General features: G+C 65.2%; 16 protein-coding genes and 1 pseudogene. 12 read left to right on the top strand and 5 right to left on the bottom strand.

Annotation, left to right across the window (positions count from 1 at the left end):
• Window positions 1–2 precede the first annotated feature (2 nt).
• Together KR541_RS09205 and KR541_RS09200 are read left to right on the top strand one after the other, a co-directional pair.
• A complete protein-coding gene (locus KR541_RS09205) occupies window positions 3–599 on the top strand; it encodes a phosphoribosyltransferase (RefSeq protein WP_006478688.1) in 597 nt (198 codons plus the stop codon).
• Window positions 600–874: 275 nt separating this feature from the next.
• Complete coding sequence (locus KR541_RS09200; RefSeq protein ID WP_050013185.1) at window positions 875–2,791, top strand: potassium transporter Kup; 1,917 nt, start codon at window positions 875–877, stop codon at window positions 2,789–2,791.
• Between the two features lie 115 nt (window positions 2,792–2,906).
• Here KR541_RS09200 and KR541_RS09195 read toward each other — a convergent pair whose 3' ends face one another.
• Window positions 2,907–5,231 (bottom strand): Tex family protein, encoded by a 2,325-nt coding sequence (locus tag KR541_RS09195; RefSeq protein WP_050013184.1) that lies wholly within the window; start codon window positions 5,229–5,231, stop codon window positions 2,907–2,909.
• Window positions 5,232–5,395: 164 nt separating this feature from the next.
• Between KR541_RS09195 and KR541_RS09190 the strand changes: the two genes are divergently transcribed.
• The 3 genes from KR541_RS09190 (at window position 5,396) to yoaA (ending at window position 8,742) form a co-directional block, all read left to right on the top strand.
• Entirely contained in the window at window positions 5,396–6,139 is a 744-nt protein-coding gene (locus tag KR541_RS09190; RefSeq protein WP_089488488.1) for a hypothetical protein, read from the top strand.
• A 76-nt stretch (window positions 6,140–6,215) separates the two neighbouring features.
• Entirely contained in the window at window positions 6,216–6,431 is a 216-nt protein-coding gene (locus KR541_RS09185; RefSeq protein ID WP_006478692.1) for an HP1242/YdcH family protein, read from the top strand.
• A gap of 55 nt (window positions 6,432–6,486) precedes the next feature.
• Entirely contained in the window at window positions 6,487–8,742 is a 2,256-nt protein-coding gene (gene yoaA, locus KR541_RS09180; RefSeq protein WP_050013182.1) for a DNA repair helicase YoaA, read from the top strand.
• Window positions 8,743–8,863: 121 nt separating this feature from the next.
• On the opposite strand, the gene KR541_RS09175 is transcribed toward yoaA, so the two are convergent.
• Window positions 8,864–9,688, bottom strand: coding sequence for an outer membrane protein assembly factor BamD (locus tag KR541_RS09175; protein WP_046545840.1), 825 nt, complete (start codon window positions 9,686–9,688; stop codon window positions 8,864–8,866).
• 41 nt (window positions 9,689–9,729) lie between these two features.
• Here KR541_RS09175 and KR541_RS09170 point away from each other — a divergent pair, with 41 nt between their 5' ends.
• From KR541_RS09170 to phaR, 6 genes are all read left to right on the top strand, one after another.
• On the top strand, window positions 9,730–10,938 hold the full coding sequence (locus tag KR541_RS09170) for an RluA family pseudouridine synthase (RefSeq protein ID WP_216089514.1): 1,209 nt from the start codon (window positions 9,730–9,732) through the stop codon (window positions 10,936–10,938).
• Window positions 10,939–10,944: 6 nt separating this feature from the next.
• Window positions 10,945–11,784, top strand: a complete 840-nt coding sequence (gene pgeF, locus KR541_RS09165; protein ID WP_216089513.1) for a peptidoglycan editing factor PgeF — start codon at window positions 10,945–10,947, stop codon at window positions 11,782–11,784.
• A 361-nt stretch (window positions 11,785–12,145) separates the two neighbouring features.
• Window positions 12,146–14,011: a class I poly(R)-hydroxyalkanoic acid synthase gene (gene phaC, locus KR541_RS09160; protein ID WP_050013180.1), complete on the top strand. Its 1,866-nt coding sequence runs from the start codon at window positions 12,146–12,148 to the stop codon at window positions 14,009–14,011.
• Window positions 14,012–14,110: 99 nt separating this feature from the next.
• Window positions 14,111–15,292 carry an acetyl-CoA C-acetyltransferase gene (locus KR541_RS09155; RefSeq protein WP_050014927.1) on the top strand — a complete coding sequence of 394 codons (1,182 nt, stop codon included), beginning with the start codon at window positions 14,111–14,113 and terminating at the stop codon, window positions 15,290–15,292.
• Window positions 15,293–15,426: 134 nt separating this feature from the next.
• Window positions 15,427–16,167: a 3-ketoacyl-ACP reductase gene (locus KR541_RS09150; RefSeq protein WP_006491801.1), complete on the top strand. Its 741-nt coding sequence runs from the start codon at window positions 15,427–15,429 to the stop codon at window positions 16,165–16,167.
• Window positions 16,168–16,286: 119 nt separating this feature from the next.
• Window positions 16,287–16,853, top strand: a complete 567-nt coding sequence (gene phaR, locus KR541_RS09145; protein ID WP_011549704.1) for a polyhydroxyalkanoate synthesis repressor PhaR — start codon at window positions 16,287–16,289, stop codon at window positions 16,851–16,853.
• Window positions 16,854–17,117: 264 nt separating this feature from the next.
• On the opposite strand, the gene KR541_RS09140 is transcribed toward phaR, so the two are convergent.
• Together KR541_RS09140 and KR541_RS09135 are read right to left on the bottom strand one after the other, a co-directional pair.
• Window positions 17,118–17,393, bottom strand: a complete 276-nt coding sequence (locus KR541_RS09140; protein ID WP_050014909.1) for a hypothetical protein — start codon at window positions 17,391–17,393, stop codon at window positions 17,118–17,120.
• A gap of 869 nt (window positions 17,394–18,262) precedes the next feature.
• Entirely contained in the window at window positions 18,263–18,499 is a 237-nt protein-coding gene (locus tag KR541_RS09135) for a hypothetical protein (protein ID WP_050014911.1), read from the bottom strand.
• Between the two features lie 433 nt (window positions 18,500–18,932).
• Between KR541_RS09135 and KR541_RS09130 the strand changes: the two are divergent.
• A pseudogene (locus KR541_RS09130) lies at window positions 18,933–19,499 on the top strand (phage late control D family protein); the annotation flags it as partial.
• A 45-nt stretch (window positions 19,500–19,544) separates the two neighbouring features.
• On the opposite strand, the gene KR541_RS09125 reads toward KR541_RS09130, so the two are convergent.
• Window positions 19,545–20,795, bottom strand: a complete 1,251-nt coding sequence (locus KR541_RS09125; protein WP_050014915.1) for an IS256 family transposase — start codon at window positions 20,793–20,795, stop codon at window positions 19,545–19,547.
• Window positions 20,796–20,829: the final 34 nt, after the last annotated feature.

Raw genomic sequence — 20,829 nt, 5'->3', positions numbered from 1 at the left:
AGATGACGCAGCAAATCACGATGACGGCGGCAGACTTGATGACCGATCCGCGCAACGACGACAAGAATCTGTGGGTAGGCTGGGACGAGTATCACCGTCTGATCGAGCTGCTCGCGCTCCAGGTGCATGCGTCGGGCTGGAAGTTCGACCAGATCCTGTGCCTCGCGCGCGGCGGCCTGCGCGTCGGCGACCAGCTGTCGCGTATCTATGACGTGCCGCTCGCGATCCTCGCGACGAGCTCGTACCGGGAAGCGGCCGGCACCGAGCAGGGCGAGCTCGACATCGCGCAGTACATCACGATGACGCGCGGCCATCTCGCGGGCAACGTGCTGCTGGTCGACGACCTCGTCGATTCGGGCGTCACGCTCGCGCGCGTGCAGGAGCACCTGAAGGAGCGCTATCCGGCGGTCACGGCCGTGCGTTCGGCTGTGCTCTGGTACAAGGGTTGCTCGAAGGTCAAGCCGGACTATCACACGCAGTTCCTGCCGACGAATCCGTGGATTCATCAGCCGTTCGAGGAGTGGGACACGGTGCGTCCGCACAACCTCGAGGCGTGGATCAAGCGCGGTCGCGCGCAGCGCGACGGTTCGGGCGCGTAAGCGGCCGGCCGATCGAAGGAAAGCCTTGTACGGCGCCGCTTGCGGCGCCGTTTTTTCGTTGGCGCGCGCGGTGCGTCACGCGGTGCGCGTTGCGTACCCGATAGGCAGGCGGCGCGGCCCCGGCTATGATGGCAGCCCTGCCACAGCTCGCGCCGGATTGCATGCGCAGCGTGGATCGCGTGGTTCCACGGCAACACGGCAGGGCGGTGTTTCACGGGGGCGCGAGTAGAATAGCGCTCGTTTTGTCCGACCCGGACCCGATTATTACGCTTCATATGAACGACACGACTCACGCGACCGACGCCGCACACGCGCCGCATTCGACGCAACAACACTCGATGCGGGCGCTAGCGATAGCAGCCATCGGCGTCGTGTTCGGCGACATCGGCACCAGTCCGTTGTATTCGCTCAAGGAGGCGTTCAGCCCCGCGCACGGCATCCCGCTGACCGAAGGGTCGATTCTCGGCGTGATCTCGCTGCTGTTCTGGGCGATCGTGCTGGTGGTCGGCGTCAAGTACCTGCTATTCGTGATGCGGGCGGACAACAACGGCGAAGGTGGCGTGCTCGCGCTGATGGCGCTGTCGCTGCGGCCGCTCGATTCCAAAACCCGGGTCGCGGGCGCGCTGATGGCGCTCGGGATATTCGGCGCGTGCATGTTCTACGGGGACGCGGTGATCACGCCGGCGATCTCGGTGATGTCGGCCGTCGAAGGTCTGGAGATCGCGACGCCGCACCTGTCCCATCTCGTGCTGCCGATCACGATCGTGATCCTGATCGCGCTGTTCTGGATCCAGCGGCACGGCACCGCGCTGGTCGGCAAGCTGTTCGGCCCGATCATGGTGCTGTGGTTCGTCGTGATCGCGGCGCTCGGCGTGTACCACATCGTGCGCGTGCCGGGCATCATCGCGGCAATCAATCCGTATTACGCGGCGTCGTTCATGGCCGACCACCTGCTGCAGGCGTACGTCGTGCTCGGCTCGGTCGTGCTGGTGCTGACCGGCGCGGAAGCGCTCTACGCGGACATGGGGCACTTCGGCGCAAAGCCGATCCGGTACGCCGCGTACGGGCTCGTGATGCCGTCGCTCGTGCTGAACTACTTCGGTCAGGGCGCGCTGCTGATCCAGAATCCGAAGGCGATCGAAAACCCGTTCTTCCTGCTGGCGCCCGAATGGGGGCTGCTGCCGCTCGTCGTGCTGTCGACGGTCGCGACCGTGATCGCGTCGCAAGCGGTGATCTCGGGCGCGTATTCGCTGACGTCGCAGGCGATCCAGCTCGGCTATGTGCCGCGCATGAAGGTACTGCATACGTCCGAGCTCGCGATCGGCCAGATCTACGTGCCGGTCGTGAACTGGCTGCTGCTGGCCGTGATCCTCTGTATCGTCGTCGGCTTCAAGAGCTCCGACAACCTCGCGGCCGCGTACGGCATCGCGGTGACGGCGACGATGGTGATCACGACCGTGCTCGCGTGCGTCGTGATGGTCAAGGTGTGGAACTGGAACCGGCTGCTGGTCGGTGCGATCATCACCGTGTTCCTCGCGATCGACCTCGGCTTTTTCGGCGCGAACCTGCTGAAGGTCGCGCAGGGCGGCTGGCTGCCGCTCGGCATCGGCGCCTTGCTGTTCTTCCTGTTGATGACCTGGTACAAGGGGCGTCACATCGTCAAGGAACGCACGGCGGCCGACGGTATCCCGCTCGAGCCGTTCCTGCAGGGGCTGCTCGCGCATCCGCCGCACCGCGTGTCGGGCACCGCGATCTACCTGACCGGCAACGACAAGCTCGTGCCCGTCAGCCTGCTGCACAACCTGAAGCACAACAAGGTGCTGCACGAGCGGACCATTTTCCTGACGTTCGTCACGCGCGACATTCCGTACGTGCGCGACGACAAGCGCCTGAGTTCGCGCGATGCGAGCGGCGGGCTGTACATCGTCAAGGCCGAGTACGGCTTCAACGAGACGCCGGACGTGAAGGCCGTGCTCGAGGAATTCGGCCGCACGCACGACATGACGTTCGAACTGATGGACACGTCGTTCTTCCTCGCGCGCGAAACGGTGGTGCCGACGCATCTGCCGGGGATGTCGATCTGGCGCGAGCGCGTGTTCGCGTGGATGCATCAGAACGCGGCGAAGCCGACCGACTTCTTCTCGATTCCGGCGAACCGCGTCGTCGAGCTCGGCACCAAGATCGAGATCTGACGGGCGCGATGGGGCCGCCCATGCGGCGGACCATGCCGAGCAGGCGGCGCGTGTCGCCGAAGCAATAAAAAACCCGCCTTTCGGCGGGTTTTTTGTGCGTCGACGCTTCGCGTGCTCAGCGCTTCAGCTTCGCGAATGCAGCGGCCATCGCGCCGGCCGGTTCCGGCTCGCGCGAACGCTGCGGGCGGGCGGCGCCGCGGCCCGCGTTGCCGCGATCCTGGCCGCCGCGCGACGTCATGCCGGGCGCTGCCGCGTCGTCGTCGAGGCGCATCGTCAGCGCAATGCGCTGGCGCTTCACGTCGACGTCGATCACCTTCACCTTGACGACCTGGCCGGCCTTCACGACTTCGTGCGGGTCCTTGACGAACTTCGTCGACATCGCGGACACGTGGACGAGGCCGTCCTGGTGCACGCCGATATCCACGAACGCGCCGAACGCGGCGACGTTCGTCACGACGCCTTCGAGCGTCATGCCCGGCACGAGATCCGATACCTTCTCGACGCCTTCGCGGAACGTGGCCGTCTTGAATTCCGGGCGCGGATCGCGGCCCGGCTTCTCCAGTTCGGCCAGGATGTCGCGCACGGTCGGCAGGCCGAAACGTTCGTCAACAAATTCCGTCGGGGACAGGCCCGACAGCGCTTCGCGGTTGCCGAGCACGTCGTCGATGCGCTTGTTGATCTTCGCGAGCATCCGTTCGACGACCGGATACGCTTCCGGGTGCACCGACGAGCGGTCGAGCGGATTCTCGCCGCCGTTGATGCGCAGGAAGCCGGCGGCCTGCTCGAAGGTCTTGTCGCCGAGGCGCGGCACCTTGCGCAGATGCTCGCGCGACGGGAACGGGCCGTTCGCATCGCGGTAGTCGACGATGTTGCGCGCGAGCGTCGCGTTCAGGCCCGACACGCGGGCGAGCAGCGGGGCCGACGCGGTGTTCGCGTCGACGCCGACCGCGTTCACGCAATCCTCGACGACCGCGTCGAGCGAGCGGGCGAGTTCGCGCTGGTTCACGTCGTGCTGGTACTGGCCGACGCCGATCGCCTTCGGTTCGATCTTCACGAGCTCGGCGAGCGGGTCCTGCAGGCGGCGGGCGATCGACACCGCGCCGCGCAGCGACACGTCGAGGTCCGGGAATTCCTTCGCGGCGAGCTCGGACGCCGAGTAGACCGACGCGCCGGCTTCGGACACGACGATCTTCTGCAGCCGCAGCTCCGGGTGTTTCGCGATCAGTTCGCTCGCGAGCTTGTCGGTTTCGCGCGATGCGGTGCCGTTGCCGATGCTGATCAGTTCGGCCTGCGTCTGCGCGGCGATGCGCGCGAGTTTCGCGATCGAGCCGTCCCAGTCGCGGCGCGGCTCGTGCGGGTAGATCGTATCGGTCGCGAGCACCTTCCCGGTGCGGTCGACGACCGCGACCTTCACGCCCGTGCGCAGGCCCGGGTCGAGGCCGATCACGGCCTTCGGGCCGGCCGGCGCGGCCAGCAGCAGGTCGTTCAGGTTGCGTGCGAACACGCGGATCGCTTCGGTTTCGGCCGTTTCGCGCAGCTGCGTGAGCAATTCGTTTTCGATATGCGGCTGCACCTTCACGCGCCAGCACCAGCGGCAGACGTCGGACAGCCATTTGTCGGCCGGACGGTTCTGGTTCGCGATGCCGAAATGGCGCGCGATCATCGCCTCGCCGGGATGCGGCACCTGCGCGTCGAGTTCCTCGCCGAGGCCGAGCTTGATCGTCAGCACGCCCGCGTTGCGGCCGCGGAACAGCGCGAGCGCGCGGTGCGACGGCACGGTCTTGATCGTTTCCGCGTAGTCGTAATAGTCGCGGAATTTCTCGCCTTCCTCGTTTTCCTTGCCCTCGACGACGGCCGACGACACGACGCCCTGGCTGTGCAGGTAGTCGCGCAGCTTGCCGAGCAGCTCCGCCGTCTCGCCGAACTGCTCGGACAGGATGTCGCGCGCGCCGTCGAGCGCCGCTTTCACGTCGGCGACGCCCTTGTCGGCGTCGACATACGCGGCCGCCTCGGCCTGCGGGTCGAGCAGCGGGTTCGCGAGCAGCGCGTGCGCGAGCGGCTCGAGGCCGGCTTCGCGGGCGATCTGTGCACGCGTGCGGCGCTTCGGCTTGTACGGCAGATAAAGGTCCTCGAGCACCTGTTTGCTGTCGGCCGCGTCGATCGCGGCACGCAGTTCGTCGGTCAGCTTGCCCTGTTCGTCGATGCTCGACAGGATCGCGGCGCGGCGATCCTCGAGTTCGCGCAGGTACAGGAGGCGTTCCTCGAGGTTGCGCAGCTGCGTGTCGTCCAGGTTGCCGGTCACTTCCTTGCGGTACCGGGCAATGAACGGAACGGTCGAGCCTTCGTCGAGGAGTTGCACGGCCGCCGCGACCTGGCGCGGCTGGACGGACAGTTCGGTGGCGATGCGCTGTACGATCTTGAATGCTACGGTTTCCGTCATGTCGTGGATGGTCTGTCTGCCTGCTGAAATCGCGGCGCGGGCCGGCAGGCCCGAAGCGGCGGGCTGCCCGGCGGGCCCGGCGGGCCAGAGGCCGCGGGTGAATGAAGCGGGGCATTTTGCCATAAATGGCGGAGCGTCCAGCCGGGGGTGATAGAATTTGACACATGTCCCGCAGCTTTCCTACGACGTTGCCAACTTCCCGTATTTCTCTCGTCGCGCTCGGCGCAGCGCTCGCCGCGGCTTTGTCTGCCGGGCCTTCCGGCGCATTCGCGCAGGCCTCGGACGCCGCCGCGTCCGCGTCCGCGTCCGTTGCCGCCTCCGCCGCCCCGGATTTCGACGCCCGTCAAAAAGTGCTCAATCAACGCTCCGCGGAAAACGATTATCGTTATGCGGTGGCGGAGCACGATTGCTACAACAAATTCTTCGTCAATCACTGTCTGGGCAAGGCGCGTGACCAGATGCGCGAGGAGCGCGCGAGCATCCGCCAGGAGCAGCTCGCGCTCAACGACGAGCAGCGCGCGGTGCGGGCGCAGCAGCGCGACCAGCAGCAGGCGCTGAAGCAGGCCCAGAACGCGGCGGAAGCGCCGCAGCGGGCGGCGAACGACGCGGCCAACGCGGCTGCATTCCGCGACAAGCAGGAGCAGAATGCACTGAAGCAGGCGCAGCGCGGCGCGGAAGGGCCGCAACGCGCGGCGAGCAAGCAGGCGTACGACCAGAAGCAGGCGGATTTCCAGCGCAAGCTCGACCAGGCGCACCAGCAGGCCGCGCAGAAGGCGCAGGAGCGGGCGGACAACGCCACGCGTTACGAGCAGAAGCAGAAGGAAGCCGCGCAGCACAAGGCCGATGTCGAGCGGCGTCAGCAGGAAGCGGCCCAGAAGGCCAAGCAGCAGCAACAGCAGGGGCAGTAACGTGTTGAATTGATCGGGATCAGTCTCGGGCGCGTCGGCACGCCAGTCGTCGCGCTGCTTCGATGAGGAGGCAAGTATGCAAAACCGTCACACGGAACAGCAGCAGGAATTGCACAACCGTTTGGCTGCATTGCAGGAGCAGCACCAGCAGCTCGCTCGGGAGATCGAGCTGAAGGAAGGACACTCCGACATCGACGACATCACGCTGCACCGGCTGAAGAAGGAAAAGCTGGCGGCCAAGGACAAAATCATTTTGCTGCAATCGCAGCTCGAACCGGATAAGCGCGCCTGAGCGCGGCCTGGCAAGCGCCGGCGCCGCCCGGGCGCTGGACACAGGAACGCTTGCCTTGAATTCACCGCTTGAAGCCACCCCCGATGCCCGGCGTGACACGACGTCCGCCGGGCGCGCTCGTGCGCCCGAAGGCACCTTCGAGCTGAGCCGCAAACGCGTCGACGAACTCGACACGATCTTTGGCGTTGGCGGGTTGCTGGCGCGCGCGCTCGACGGCTATCGGCCGCGTACGTCGCAGATCGAGATGGCGCGCGCGGTCGCGTCCGCGATGGAAGCGTCGGCGCGCCGGATGCCCGAGCCCGAGATCTTCGAAACCCGCAAGCGGCCGGCGCGCCGCCTGGGCGACGCCGACAAGCCGGGCGGGCCGGCCGCGGAGGATGCCGCGGCAACCGAATCCGACAGCGACGCCGGCGACAACACGCTGATCGTCGAGGCCGGCACGGGTACCGGCAAGACCTATGCGTATCTGGTGCCCGCGATGCTGTGGGGCGGCAAGGTGATTGTGTCGACCGGCACGAAGCACCTGCAGGACCAGCTGTTCCAGCGCGATATCCCCACCGTGCGCAACGCGCTCGCGGTGCCGGTGACGGTCGCGATGCTCAAGGGCCGCGCCAACTACCTGTGCCACTACTACCTGCAGCGCACGGCCGACAACGGCCGGCTGCCGTCGCGGCAGGACACCGCTTATCTGCAGGAAATCGTCCGCTTCGCGAAAATCACGAAGAGCGGCGACAAGGCCGAGCTCGCGAGCGTGCCGGAAAACGCGCCCGTGTGGTCGATGGTCACGTCGACGCGCGACAACTGCCTTGGCCAGGAATGCCCGCACTACAAGGAATGCTTCGTGATGCAGGCGCGGCGCGAGGCCCAGCAGGCCGACGTCGTCGTCGTCAACCATCACCTGTTCTTCGCGGACATCATGCTGCGCGACACGGGGATGGCCGAACTGCTGCCGAACGCGAACACGATCATCTTCGACGAAGCGCACCAGTTGCCGGAGACGGCGACGCTGTTCTTCGGCGAGACGCTGTCGACGACGCAGATCCTCGAGCTCGCGCGCGACACGGTGGCCGAAGGCCTGAGCCATGCGCGCGACGCGGTCGAATGGGTGAAGCTCGGCGGCGATCTCGAGCGCGCGGCGCGCGACTTGCGCCTCGCGTTCGCGAACGACCAGATCGTTCGCATGTCGCTCGCGCAGCTCGGCGACGATCACCCGATGTTCGGCGCGCTCGACGCGCTCGACGCTGCGCTCGATGCGCTCGCATCGGCGCTCGCGGGCCAGGCCGAGCGCGCGGAATCGCTCGGTGCGTGCCTGCGGCGCGCGCGCGAGCTGCAGGACCTGCTGGCCGGCTGGGTCGCGCCCGGCGCGACGGAAGCAGCCGCGCAGGCCGATGCGGCGGCAGCCGGCGACAAGGCGGCAGCCGAGGGCGATCCGAACGAGAAGGTGCGCTGGGTCGAGGTGTTCGCGCATACCGTGCAGCTGCACGAAACGCCGCTGTCGGTCGCGCCGATTTTCGCGAAGCAGCGGGCGGGCGTGCCGCGCGCATGGGTGTTTACGTCGGCCACGTTGTCGGTGCGCGGCGATTTCACGCACTACGCGGCGCAGATGGGCCTCAGTTCGCGTCGTTCGATGACGCTCGCCAGCCCGTTCGATTACCAGTCGCAGGGGCTGCTGTATGTGCCGCGCAACCTGCCGCAGCCGTCGTCGCCGGCGTTTACCGATGCCGTCTTCGATGCCGCGCTGCCGGCGATCGAGGCATCCGGCGGCGGCGTGTTCATGCTGTGCACGACGCTGCGCGCGGTCGACCGGATCGCGTCGAAGCTGCGCGACGTGATCGAATCGCGCGGCTGGAACACGCCGCTGCTCGTGCAGGGCGACGCCAGCCGCACCGAGCTGCTCGACCGCTTTCGCGCGTACGGCAATGCGATCCTGGTCGGCAGTCAGAGTTTCTGGGAAGGCGTCGACGTGCGCGGCGATGCGTTGTCGCTGGTCGTGATCGACAAGCTGCCGTTCGCGCCGCCGGACGATCCGGTGCTGGCCGCGCGGCTCGATGCATTGACGAAGAAGGGGCTGAGCCCGTTCGCCGTGCACCAGTTGCCGCAGGCCGTGATCACGCTGAAGCAGGGCGCGGGCCGGCTGATTCGTGCGGAGACGGATCGCGGCGTGCTGATGATCTGCGACACGCGGCTCGTCGACAAGCCTTACGGGCGCCGGATCTGGCAAAGCCTGCCGCCGTTCAAGCGCACGCGCGAGATCGCGGTCGTGCAGGATTTCTTCGACGAGCGCCGCTCCGACAAGGGTGCGGGTGCGTGACCGCACGCGCGGCGCATGCCGCGTGAACGCCCCGACGCCGCCCGAATGCGGCGCCAATAAAAAACCCGGCTCGATGGCCGGGTTTTTTGCGTGCGCAACGGGTGTTACATCGCGCCGTGCGTCAGAACTGCCACCACGACTTCTTCGTACCGGGGCGCGAATGGCCGGTCACGTACGGGCTGTCGGGGAACGTGCCGGCGAGCACGCGCTTGGTGTCCTCGGCGAGTTCCGGCTGGTTCAGCTTGCCGTACGACAGGATCATGATGTGCAGCGCATCCTCGATCGCCGGGGCGCCCTTGTAGTCCTTGATCGCGAGCTGCGCGCGGTTGATGGCCGCGACATACGCGCCACGCCGGTAGTAGTAGTCGGCCGCGTGCACTTCGTGCGATGCGAGCGCGTTGACGATGTAGCGCATCCGTGCAGCCGCGTCGGGCGCGTACTTGCTCTTCGGGAAGCGGTCGACGACGACCTTGAACGCATCGTACGATTCGCGCAGCGCCTGCGGATCGCGCTCGCTCATGTCCTGGCCGGAGAAGCGCCCGAACAGGCCGAGATCGTCGTTGAAGTGGATCATCCCCTTCAGGTAGTACGCGTACGGGATGTCCGGATGATCGGGGTGGAGCTGGATGAAGCGATCGACGGCCTGGTCGGCGGCTGCCGCTTCGTTGTCCTTCCAGTTGCAGTATGCAACGTTGATCTGCGCCTGTTGCGCGAAATGGCCGAACGGATCGCGGCCTTGCAGCGATTCGAAATATTTCGCGCACTTGCCCCAGTCGCCGCCGGACAGTGCGTCCTGGGCCTCTGAGTATAATTTGTTGTTCGACCAGGTAGCCGTCTCGTCCTGCTTCTGCGGCAAGCCGTGGCAGCCGGCGATGAGGGCCGCGGCCGCTACCGCCGCAGCCCGGGCGGCGACGGTTCTGGCCGTGCGTTTGGTCGAATTCATCATGCTCGCATGTCCTAGCTTCAAGTCTCGGTGACCCAGTCTAAATGACCCGTTCAAGTTCGCAGAATGCCCAGCCGGGCACACCAAATCGCGAAGATTATAGCCCAAGCGATCGGCCCGCCGACGCTGCGTCGGGGGATTCCCTCGATGACGATCTGGCCGGCGACGCATTGCCGCCGCCCGTGGTGCCGTCCGCGGCGCGCGACGACGCGCCGCGTATCGTCGAAGTGCCGCTGTCGCTCGCGGGCGAACGCCTCGACAAGGCGCTTGCCCAACTGTTCCCCGAATTCTCGCGCAGCCGCCTGCAGAGCTGGATCGAGGCGCAGCGCGTGCTCGTCGACGGCGCGCCGGCGAAGATCCGCCAGCCGGTGCCGCTGGGCGCGAAGATCCAGCTCGTGCCCGATCTGCTGCCCGAGCAGCTCGCGTTCACGCCGGAGCCGGTGCCGCTCGACGTGATCTACGAGGACGACGCGCTCGTCGTCATCAACAAGCCGGCCGGCCTCGTCGTCCATCCGGCCGCCGGCAACTGGAGCGGCACGATCCTCAACGGTCTGCTGCATCGTTACGGCGACGCGGCGGCCGGCCTGCCGCGCGCGGGGATCGTCCACCGGCTCGACAAGGAAACCTCCGGCCTGATGGTGGTCGCCCGCACGCTGGCCGCGCAGACGGATCTCGTGCGCCAACTGCAGGCCCGCACGGTGAAGCGCCGTTATTTCGCGCTGGTGTGGGGCACGATGCCCGAGGAGGGCACGATCGACGCGCCGATCGGCCGCGACCCGCGCGAGCGCACGCGCATGGCTGTCGTCACCGGCGCGTCGGGCAAGCCCGCGCGTACGCATTTCCGAACGGTTGACACATGCCTGTGGCAACGTCAGCCGGTATCGGCGATTCAGTGCGATCTCGAGACCGGCCGCACGCACCAGATCCGCGTGCACTGCGCGCACGCCGGGCACCCGCTGCTCGGCGATCCCATCTACGGGCGCGCGCGCGGCAAGCGCTCGGTCGCGCCGCTGCCGGACGGGTTCGCGCGACAGGCGCTGCATGCGTGGCGGCTCGGCCTCGTGCATCCGGTCACGGGCAAGGCGATGCAGTGGCGCTGCCCGCTGCCGGACGACATGAACGCACTGGTCGCGGCGCTCGGCTTCGGGCAGGGCGACGAGGAATTCGACGACGACGACGGCGTCTACGACGATGACGATTTCGGCGGCGAGTATCGCGACGACGAGCCGTACCTGGACGATGAGGAGGAGTGAGTGCCGATGACGAACCTGGCGCCGTTGACGTGGCAGGACTGCGTGCGGCCCGACTGGCGGGTATCGCCGCGCGTGCGCGCGCTGATCACGACGCGCGACGGCGGTGTGAGCGAAGGCCCGTACGGGCGTTGGCGGGACGGTGCCGCGCTGCCGGGCGGAATGAATCTCGGCCTGCATACCGGTGACGATCCCGACCATGTCGCCGTCAATCGCGCGCGCGTGCTCGCCCTCGCTGGCCAGTCGGGCGCCGCGTGGCTCGAGCAGGTTCACGGCGCGCAGATCGTGCAGGCGGACGAGGTGATCGCCGCGGCGCCCGCTGCAACGGCGCCGGTGCGGGCCGACGCGAGCGTCACGAACCAGCCGGGTGCCGTCTGCGTGGTGATGGTGGCCGATTGCCTGCCCGTGCTGCTGTGCGACGCGCAGGGCCGCGCGGTCGGCGCCGCGCATGCAGGCTGGCGCGGGCTTGCGGAGGGCATCGTCGAGCAGACGGCCGCGCGCGTCGCGGCGCTCGCGGGCGGCGCGATCGACGCGCTGCATGCGTATCTCGGTCCGGCGATCGGCCCGCAGGCGTTCGAGGTCGGCGCCGACGTGCGCGACGCGTTTCTCGACACGGCTCCGCAGTCGGAGCATGATGAAACCCGTCATGCGTTCGTCGCGATCGACGGCGCGCCCGGCAAGTTTCTGGCCGACCTCTACGCGCTTGCGCGCCTGCGCCTCGCGCGTGCGGGCGTGGCGCACGTGAGCGGCGGGACGGCGTGCACGGTCGCCGAACGCGCGCGCTTCTATTCGTACCGGCGCGACCGCGTGACGGGCCGCATGGCCGCGGCAATCTGGCTGGCCGATTGACGGCATGCGCATGCGCGCGTGGTTTTGTTGCGCCGCGAAATCGGTTTATCTCGATATTGAGGCGGCAATGCGGCGTTGCATGCGCGACTGAATGAAAAATCCCGACGTCAAGCCGGAAAAAATGTTTTATGTTTCGCCGGAACCCTTGTCCCGTCTGTTGCGCGTGGATTATCTCCGTGCAGAAATGTTCAGTGGTTTGATCTCGCGCTTCACATGGGGAAAACGATAATGATAAAAATACCGCACTGCGGCAGAATCTGGAGACGCCTCTCCAGAGCATGACGGCCCGGCTCGCAGCCGGCACGCCGCGCGCGAGCAGGATTTCACGATTGACGCTCACGAATCACCGGTAAGGCAGGTAATGACAGCATCGAAAAATTCGTCGACGTCCGCGCATGCGGGCACTTCCGCGGGCAGCGCCGGTGTCGATCCGGCCGCCCAGCCGATGCAGCAGATGTTCGAGTCGTGGTTGAACGCGTGGCGCGGTTTTGCCGATCCGGCGCGTGCCGCGACGGTATCGGCCTCGGTCAATCCATTCGCGACATTCCAGTTTCCGACGTCGTTTCCGTTCCAGATGCCGTCGATGCCCGACTTCGGCGCGATGGCGTCGCCGTTCGCGGGGCTGAAGCTGCCGGTGGCCGCGATTCCGCCCGAACGGCTCCAGGCATTGCAGGCCGATTACGCGCGCGACTGCATGACGCTGATGCAGCAGGCGGCCGCCGCGAAGCTCGAGTCGCCGGAATTGAAAGACCGCCGCTTCAGCGGCGACGCGTGGAAGGCGTCGCCCGCGCATGCGTTCGCGGCCGCCTGGTATCTGCTCAACGCGCGCTATCTGCAAGAACTGGCCGACGCGCTGCAGACCGATCCGAAGACGCGCGAGCGCATCCGTTTCACGGTCCAGCAATGGACGGCCGCCGCCGCGCCGAGCAACTTCCTCGCACTCAATCCCGACGCACAGAAATCGATCCTCGAAACGCACGGCGAAAGCCTGCGGCAGGGGATGATGAATCTGCTCGGCGACTTGCAGCGCGGCAAGATTTCGCAGACCGACGAATCGCAGTTCGTGGTCGGCAAGAACCTCGGGTGTACCGAAGGCGCGGTCGTGTACGAGAACGACCTGATCCAGCTGATCCAGTACACGCCGAAGACGGACAAGGTGTTCGAGCGGCCGCTGCTGATCGTCCCGCCGTGCATCAACAAGTTCTACATCCTCGACCTGCAACCCGAGAATTCGCTCGTCGCGCACGCGCTGTCGAGCGGCCATCAGGTGTTCCTCGTGTCGTGGCGCAATGCGGACGCATCGGTCGCGCACAAGACGTGGGACGACTACATGAACGAAGGGCTGCTCGCGGCGATCGACGCGGTGCAGCAGGTCAGCGGCCGCGAACAGATCAACACGCTCGGCTTCTGCGTCGGCGGCACGATGCTCGCGACCGCGCTCGCGGTGCTCGCCGCGCGCGGCGAACATCCGGCCGCATCGATGACGCTGCTCACCGCGATGCTCGACTTCACCGATACGGGCATCCTCGACGTGTTCGTCGACGAGGCGCACGTGCAGATGCGCGAGCAGACCATCGGCGGCAAGAACGGGGCGCAACCGGGGCTGATGCGCGGCGTCGAGTTCGCGAACACGTTCTCGTTCCTGCGGCCGAACGATCTCGTGTGGAACTACGTCGTCGACAACTACCTGAAGGGCCGCACGCCCGCGCCGTTCGACCTGCTGTACTGGAACAGCGACTCGACGAGCCTGCCGGGCCCGATGTACGCGTGGTACCTGCGCCATACCTATCTCGAAAACAAGCTGCGCGAACCGGGCGCGCTGACCGTATGCGGCGAATCGGTCGACCTGTCACTGATCGACGTGCCGACCTTCATCTACGGTTCGCGCGAGGATCACATCGTGCCGTGGCAGACGGCCTACGCGTCGACGTCGATCCTGTCGGGGCCGCTGAAGTTCGTGCTCGGCGCGTCGGGACACATCGCGGGCGTGATCAATCCGCCGGCGAAGAAGAAGCGCAGCTACTGGGTCAATGATGGCGACCTGCCCGAATCCGCGGACGACTGGTTCGCCGCGGCGACCGAGCAGCCGGGAAGCTGGTGGACGACGTGGGTCGAGTGGCTCGACGCGTACGGCGGCCGCAAGGTCGCGCCGCCGGCCCAGCCGGGTTCCGCGCAATTCCCGGTGATCGAGCCGGCGCCCGGGCGCTACGTATTGCAGCGCGATTGACGAAAACCGGACAGCGGCGCACGCTGTCCGGCGCACCGCAGTTTTTTTAACAGGGCCGGTAACGATGCGCCGTGTCGTGCGGGCCTGGAGGAAAGGGAAATGACGGATGTAGTGATCGTATCGGCCGCGCGGACCGCGGTCGGCAAATTCGGCGGCTCGCTCGCGAAGATTGCGGCGCCGGAACTGGGCGCGACGGTGATCCGCGCGGTGCTGGAGCGTGCGGGCGTGAAGCCCGACCAGGTCAGCGAAGTGATCATGGGCCAGGTGCTGACGGCCGGCTCCGGGCAGAACCCGGCGCGGCAGTCGGTGATCAAGGCGGGGCTGCCGAGCGCGGTGCCGGGCATGACGATCAACAAGGTGTGCGGCTCGGGCCTGAAGGCCGTGATGCTGGCGGCGAATGCGATCGTCGCGGGCGACGCGGAGATCGTGATCGCGGGCGGCCAGGAGAACATGAGCGCGGCGCCGCACGTGCTGCCGGGCTCGCGCGACGGGTTCCGGATGGGCGACGCGAAGCTGGTCGACACGATGATCGTCGACGGGCTGTGGGACGTGTACAACCAGTACCACATGGGCATCACGGCGGAGAACGTCGCGAAGGAATACGGGATCACGCGCGAAGAGCAGGACGCGTTCGCGGCGCTGTCGCAGAACAAGGCGGAAGCTGCGCAGAAGGCCGGGCGCTTCGACGACGAGATCGTGCCGGTGTCGATCCCGCAACGCAAGGGCGAGCCGCTGCAGTTCGCGACCGACGAGTTCGTGCGTCACGGCGTGACGGCGGAGTCGCTGGCCGGGCTGAAGCCGGCGTTCGCGAAGGACGGCTCGGTGACGGCGGCGAACGCGTCGGGGCTGAACGACGGTGCGGCGGCGGTGCTGGTGATGTCGGCGCAGAAGGCGGCGGCGCTGGGCCTGACGCCGCTGGCGCGGATCAAGGCGTATGCGAACGCGGGCGTGGATCCGAGCGTGATGGGCATGGGGCCGGTGCCGGCGTCGCGCCGGGCGCTGGAGCGCGCGGGCTGGACGCCGGGCGACCTGGACCTGATGGAGATCAACGAAGCGTTCGCGGCGCAGGCGCTGGCGGTGCACAAGCAGATGGGCTGGGACACGTCGAAGGTGAACGTGAACGGCGGGGCGATCGCGATCGGCCACCCGATCGGCGCGTCGGGCTGCCGGATCCTGGTGACGCTGCTGCACGAGATGGTCAAGCGCGACGCGAAGCGCGGGCTGGCGTCGCTGTGCATCGGCGGCGGGATGGGCGTCGCGCTCGCGGTCGAGCGTCCGTAACCTGCCTTCCGTCACCGGCCGTTCGCCACTGGCGAACCGAATTCGTGCGCCGGCCGATTGCGGCTTCGGCCGGCGTCACGTGAAGTCAGAGGGGGCTCCGGCAGCTCTCGAAACCAAAAAATGGAGTGAGATTTATGTCTCAGCGAATTGCGTACGTAACGGGCGGGATGGGCGGCATCGGCACCAGCATCTGCCAGCGCCTGTCGAAAGACGGCTTCAAGGTGGTCGCAGGTTGCGGCCCGAACTCGCCGCGCCGGGTGAAATGGCTCGAGGACCAGAAGGCGCTCGGGTACGACTTCATCGCGTCGGAAGGCAACGTCGGCGACTGGGACTCGACCAAGGAAGCGTTCGACAAGGTCAAGGCCGAAGTCGGCGAGATCGACGTGCTGGTCAACAATGCGGGCATCACGCGCGACGTCGTGTTCCGCAAGATGACGCATGAAGACTGGACGGCCGTGATCGACACCAACCTGACGAGCCTGTTCAACGTGACGAAGCAGGTGATCGACGGGATGGTCGAACGTGGCTGGGGCCGCATCATCAACATTTCGTCGGTGAACGGCCAGAAGGGGCAATTCGGCCAGACCAACTACTCGACCGCGAAGGCCGGCATTCACGGCTTCACGATGTCGCTCGCGCAGGAAGTCGCGACGAAGGGCGTGACGGTCAACACCGTGTCGCCGGGCTACATCGGCACCGACATGGTGAAGGCGATCCGTCCGGACGTGCTGGAGAAGATCGTCGCGACGATTCCGGTGCGGCGTCTCGGCGGGCCGGAGGAAATCGGCTCGATCGTCGCGTGGCTCGCGTCGAACGATTCCGGCTTCGCGACGGGCGCCGACTTCTCGCTGAACGGCGGCCTGCACATGGGCTGAGCGTCCGGGCTGCGCGAGCCGGACGGCCGCGCAGCCGGGCGTTTTCCGAAGGCCCCCGCCTCCCGGATTCGGGCGGCGGGGATTCGTCACTTGCGCTACGCTGCACTCAAAGGCGTTACATGACTACTACAAAGAAGACGGCCGAACGGCTCATCAAGAAATACCCGAACCGCCGGCTCTACGATACCGAGACAAGCACGTACATTACGCTGACCGACGTGAAGCAACTCGTGCTGGAGCAGGAGGATTTCAAGGTCGTCGATGCGAAATCCAATGAAGACCTGACGCGCAGCATCCTCTTGCAGATCATCCTCGAAGAGGAAAGCGGTGGCGTGCCGATGTTCTCGTCGTCGATGCTGTCGCAGATCATCCGTTTCTACGGTCATGCGATGCAGGGCATGATGGGCACGTACCTGGAAAAGAACATCCAGGCATTCATCGACATCCAGAACAAGCTCGCGGATCAATCGAAGAACCTCTACGAAGGTAACGCGATGAATCCGGAAGTCTGGTCGCAGTTCATGAACATGCAGGCGCCGATGATGCAAGGGATGATGACGAGCTACATCGAGCAGTCGAAGAACATGTTCGTGCAGATGCAGGAGCAGATGCAGAACCAGGCGAAGTCGATGTTCAGCACGTTCCCGTTCAAGCAGCCGGGCGCGCCGGAGCCCGAAAAGAAGTAAGCGGCGAGCCGGCGTGGACGCGCAAAGTGTCGCGCCGGCATCGTGCGGGACGGTCGTTTGGGACGACCCATTCGGGACGGCAACGGGCCGCGTCGCGGAACGATTGTTCGCACGGCGACATCGCACGCGCGTGCATGGGCGTCGTCGTGCCGTAGCGCCTCAGTGCAAATAAAACGAACAAGGCCGACCGGCAAAGCCCGGTCGGCCGAATATCAGATAAAGCGCTGATTGTAAAAGATGCCGATGGCCGGATTTTCGGCCGGCTTATCGAACCGCGAAGCGGCTTGCCGCCGATCCGTTCGCGCAGTTATTTCCGTAAATAAAGAGATTTCTGTTTTCGGAAAATGCCGAGTAGATGATCGGGAAAACTTCCTTGGCGCTGAACGAGTAAATGCCATCGTTGATGGATACGAGGAGGTTGCCGCTCGTATCGGTTTCGATCTTGTCGATCTTGCCTGCCTTGCAAAGCGATTCCGCGGACGCGTACGAGGATGCTGCAAGCGTCATGGCGCAAACGAGGGTGGCCGCGAGTTTTCTCATGGTCTTTCCTTGGTGAATGAGTGGATTGCTGGGGTTGTGATGCGGGTCATGCACGGTTCAGTATTGGCTGGCCGAATAGGTGCCGATGTCTGATCGATGTGAAATGTATCGGAGATTAATCGGGCGTTGAATGGGGGTGGCGGATTTGGAAATGATTTTTGTGGATTGTTGAGCGTTTCAAACTATTCTTGTGAATTGTGTGTTGTGAGGTCGAATAAGGGCTGGTGGTAATTGGACGGTTGCAACAAAATAAATTTATCGACGATTTTTGGTTGTGGTTTGGTTTGTGGTTTTTTTAATTTATTCCTCTATTTTTTATTTGCGCGGCCGGATTTTTTGAATGATCACCGCTGAAATGCGCAAGGCCATCGGCGAGCGTGCCGCCGTGCGGGCCGATCGGACGGGCAAAGGGCTGATCGCGCTGGCGCGGGCCGAGCGCCAGTGCTCGCGGAATAGACGGGCGGCCCGTTGGCGGGCTTCGAAGCGAGCTGCGATTTCGTTCCGGGCGATGCGCGGGGCGCACACGTTTCGTATCCGTGTTTCGGTGCGCTACACGTGCAGCATCGTGCGCGTGTCTGCAGCCGGAGCGAGGATTGGGCCACCGGTGCGTTTGTCAGTATCGCGCGATGACTGTGGCCGATGGCGGGAAGATTCGCCCGATGGCGCTCTGCGAGGCGCTGGCGCCGGGTGCGATGACGATGGCGCGCAGGCTGGGTGAGGTGCGTGGGGGGCGGCGATAGCGATAGTCACGCGCCTGCGCCGACAACCGGTCGGCCGCAACTCCGTACGGAGCTGTGGCCGATCGGCGATGGCGACGATGCGGTCCGGTTCAAACGGTGCCCGACGGCAGCGATAAGCGTCGGATCGAGTCAGTCTTCGCCATCCGACGGGGGTAGATCGAGAACGAGCTTGACCGCGCTGTAGTTGGCCTTGAGCGAAAACACGCGGCCGATCACGAGAAACGTCTGCCGCGAATTTTCGAGCTCGACGAAGTCGCCCGGCTGCGGGACATGCGCGCCCTGGTCGTAGGAGAAGCTGGTGTTGGTCTGCTCACCGATGGCTTCTGCGGCGTGTTCGGTGAATTCGATCGTGAGGTGGGTGGTCATGCGAGTCCCGTTGGGTAATGGAAGAGATGGAAGAGAGTGGACGCTGCGATTTTCGCATAGCGACAGGGCGGATCCGGCGGAATTGTCGGGAAGCGACGCGTGCGGCTGGATCCCCGTCACTTCATCCGGTTGCCGAGAAAGGGGCCGCACTGGCGCTTGCCTAGGCGCGCGCCGGTGATCGAGTTGCGGCTCGGGCCGTTTGGCGAAGTGTTGAGGCGCTGGCTGTATGCTGGCATCGGCTGCTCATGGCGGTCGAGCGGGGCTTGGAATAACCGACCGCATTTAACCCGTTCTCGATTTCATGGGCTTCGATACTGGTTCCCTCCCACAACGGTACCTCGCGACATGAAGGTCGTCCTTGGCTCGGGTAAAATTGAGCAAGCATTAATCAGACGCTATCCGAGAGCGCTGTAATAATAATGAAAGGCTAACAATGAACGTGCAGAACTTGGCTGCTGCATTGCGCGGTGGCCTGATTCAGCAGGGCCGGTTGTTGAAACTCGATACGCCTCTGGGACCGAACTCCCTTGTGGTGCAGCGGGCCATCGGTCATTCGACGGTCGGCCGGGACTACATTTTTACGCTGGACGTGGTGTCGACTGACAGCGCGATCGAGCTGAAGAGGCTCATCGCCCAACCGGTTACCCTGTGGATCCAGCAAGCGAGTGGCGACTATCGCCCAATCAACGGTTATGTTTATACCGCGCGCCGGCTGGGCGCCGACGGTGGTCTCACAACGTATCAAATCACGCTGCAAGCGTGGATGCACATACTGAAGTTCCGGCGGGACCAAAGGATCTGGATCGACAAGACGGTCGAGGACATCGTTTCCGATGTCCTGAAACAGCACCCCGAGGCTCGTGGCCGGTTTCGATTCACGCTATCCCAGTCGTTACCAAACCGCTCATACACCCGGCAGAGCGAGACCGACTGGAACTTCGTGCACCGTCTGCTCGAGAGCGAGGGGCTGTTCGGCTACTGGGAGCAGGCCGACGACGGAAATCGGGGGGTGTCAGGATTTCCGTGTTCAAGGCGGGTTGAGTAATTACACGGAAGGCCGGACGAATCGATCTGCGTAAAGGATAGCGAATTGGTTCATGGCGGTCTTCCAGTCATGAGCTGCACTACCCCAATTCGCCGTGATGTTGCGCAGGGCCAGCCAGATGAGTTTGGTGGCTGCCTCGTCGGTCGGGAAGTGCCCGCGGGTCTTGATGATCTTGCGCAACTGCGAGTTGATATTTTCAATCGCGTTTGTCGTGTAGATGATCTTGCGCACGCCTGGCGGAAAGGCAAAGAACGGGATCACGCGATCCCAGGCGTTGCGCCACGCGCTACTGACGGTTGGGAATTTCTGACCCCACGGACCATCGGCAAACGCATCGAGTTCGGCCTGGGCCGCTTCCGCGCTGGGCGCGGCGTAGATCGGTTTGATCGCGGCGGCCAACCCTCGGCGGTCTTTCCAACTGGCGTAATCGAGGCTGTTGCGGATCAGATGGACGATACAAGTTTGCAGTGTGGTCGCCGGAAACACCACCGCCAAGGCCTCGGGCATACCCTTGAGACCATCGGTGACAGCGATCAGGATGTCGTGAACGCCGCGCGTCTTCAGGTCATTGAACACCTTCATCCAGAACTTGGCCCCCTCGGTGTTCTCGATCCAGAGGCCCAGAATGTCACGGGTGCCGTCGGGCAGCACGCCCAGCGCCAGGTACACCGCCTTGTTGCGCACGACGGCGTCTTCGCGAATCTTAACCCGAAGGGCGTCGAAGAACACGACCGGATACATCGGCTCAAGCGGTCGGCCCTGCCAGGCAGTCACTTCGGCCATGACCTCGTCGGTCACGGAACTGATGAAGTCGGGCGAGACCTCCGTGCCGTATTGCTCCAGCAGGAAGCCCTGAATCTCGCGCACGGTCATGCCCCGGGCATACATGGCAACGATCTTGTCGTCGAAGCCGGTGAAGCGCCGTTCGTGCTTGGGTATCAGGATGGGTTCGAAGCTGCCGTCGCGGTCGCGAGGCACCTCGATGCGAATCGGGCCGTCTTCGGTCAGGACAGTCTTGGCACCTCGGCCGTTGCGCTGATTTGTGGCGTTGGCCGGCTTGGCCGCACCGGCAGGGTAGCCGAGATGATGACTCATCTCACCGCTCAGCGCTCGCTCGATCAGCGCCTTCTTGAGCGCCAGCGTCGCGGCATTGATGGCTTCGGCGGTCATCGGACCGTTGCCAAACTGCTCAAGCAGTTCGACCGGAATCGCCGGCAGATCCACCGGCTGGGCTTTCGATTTGCGAGGCATACACTCTCCTTGAGAGCATGTTATGCCTTAAACA

The organism is Burkholderia sola, from assembly GCF_905400185.1.
In the GTDB taxonomy this organism is placed as follows: Bacteria; Pseudomonadota; Gammaproteobacteria; order Burkholderiales; family Burkholderiaceae; genus Burkholderia; species Burkholderia sola.
This window is presented reverse-complemented; position numbering and strand designations above follow the sequence as displayed.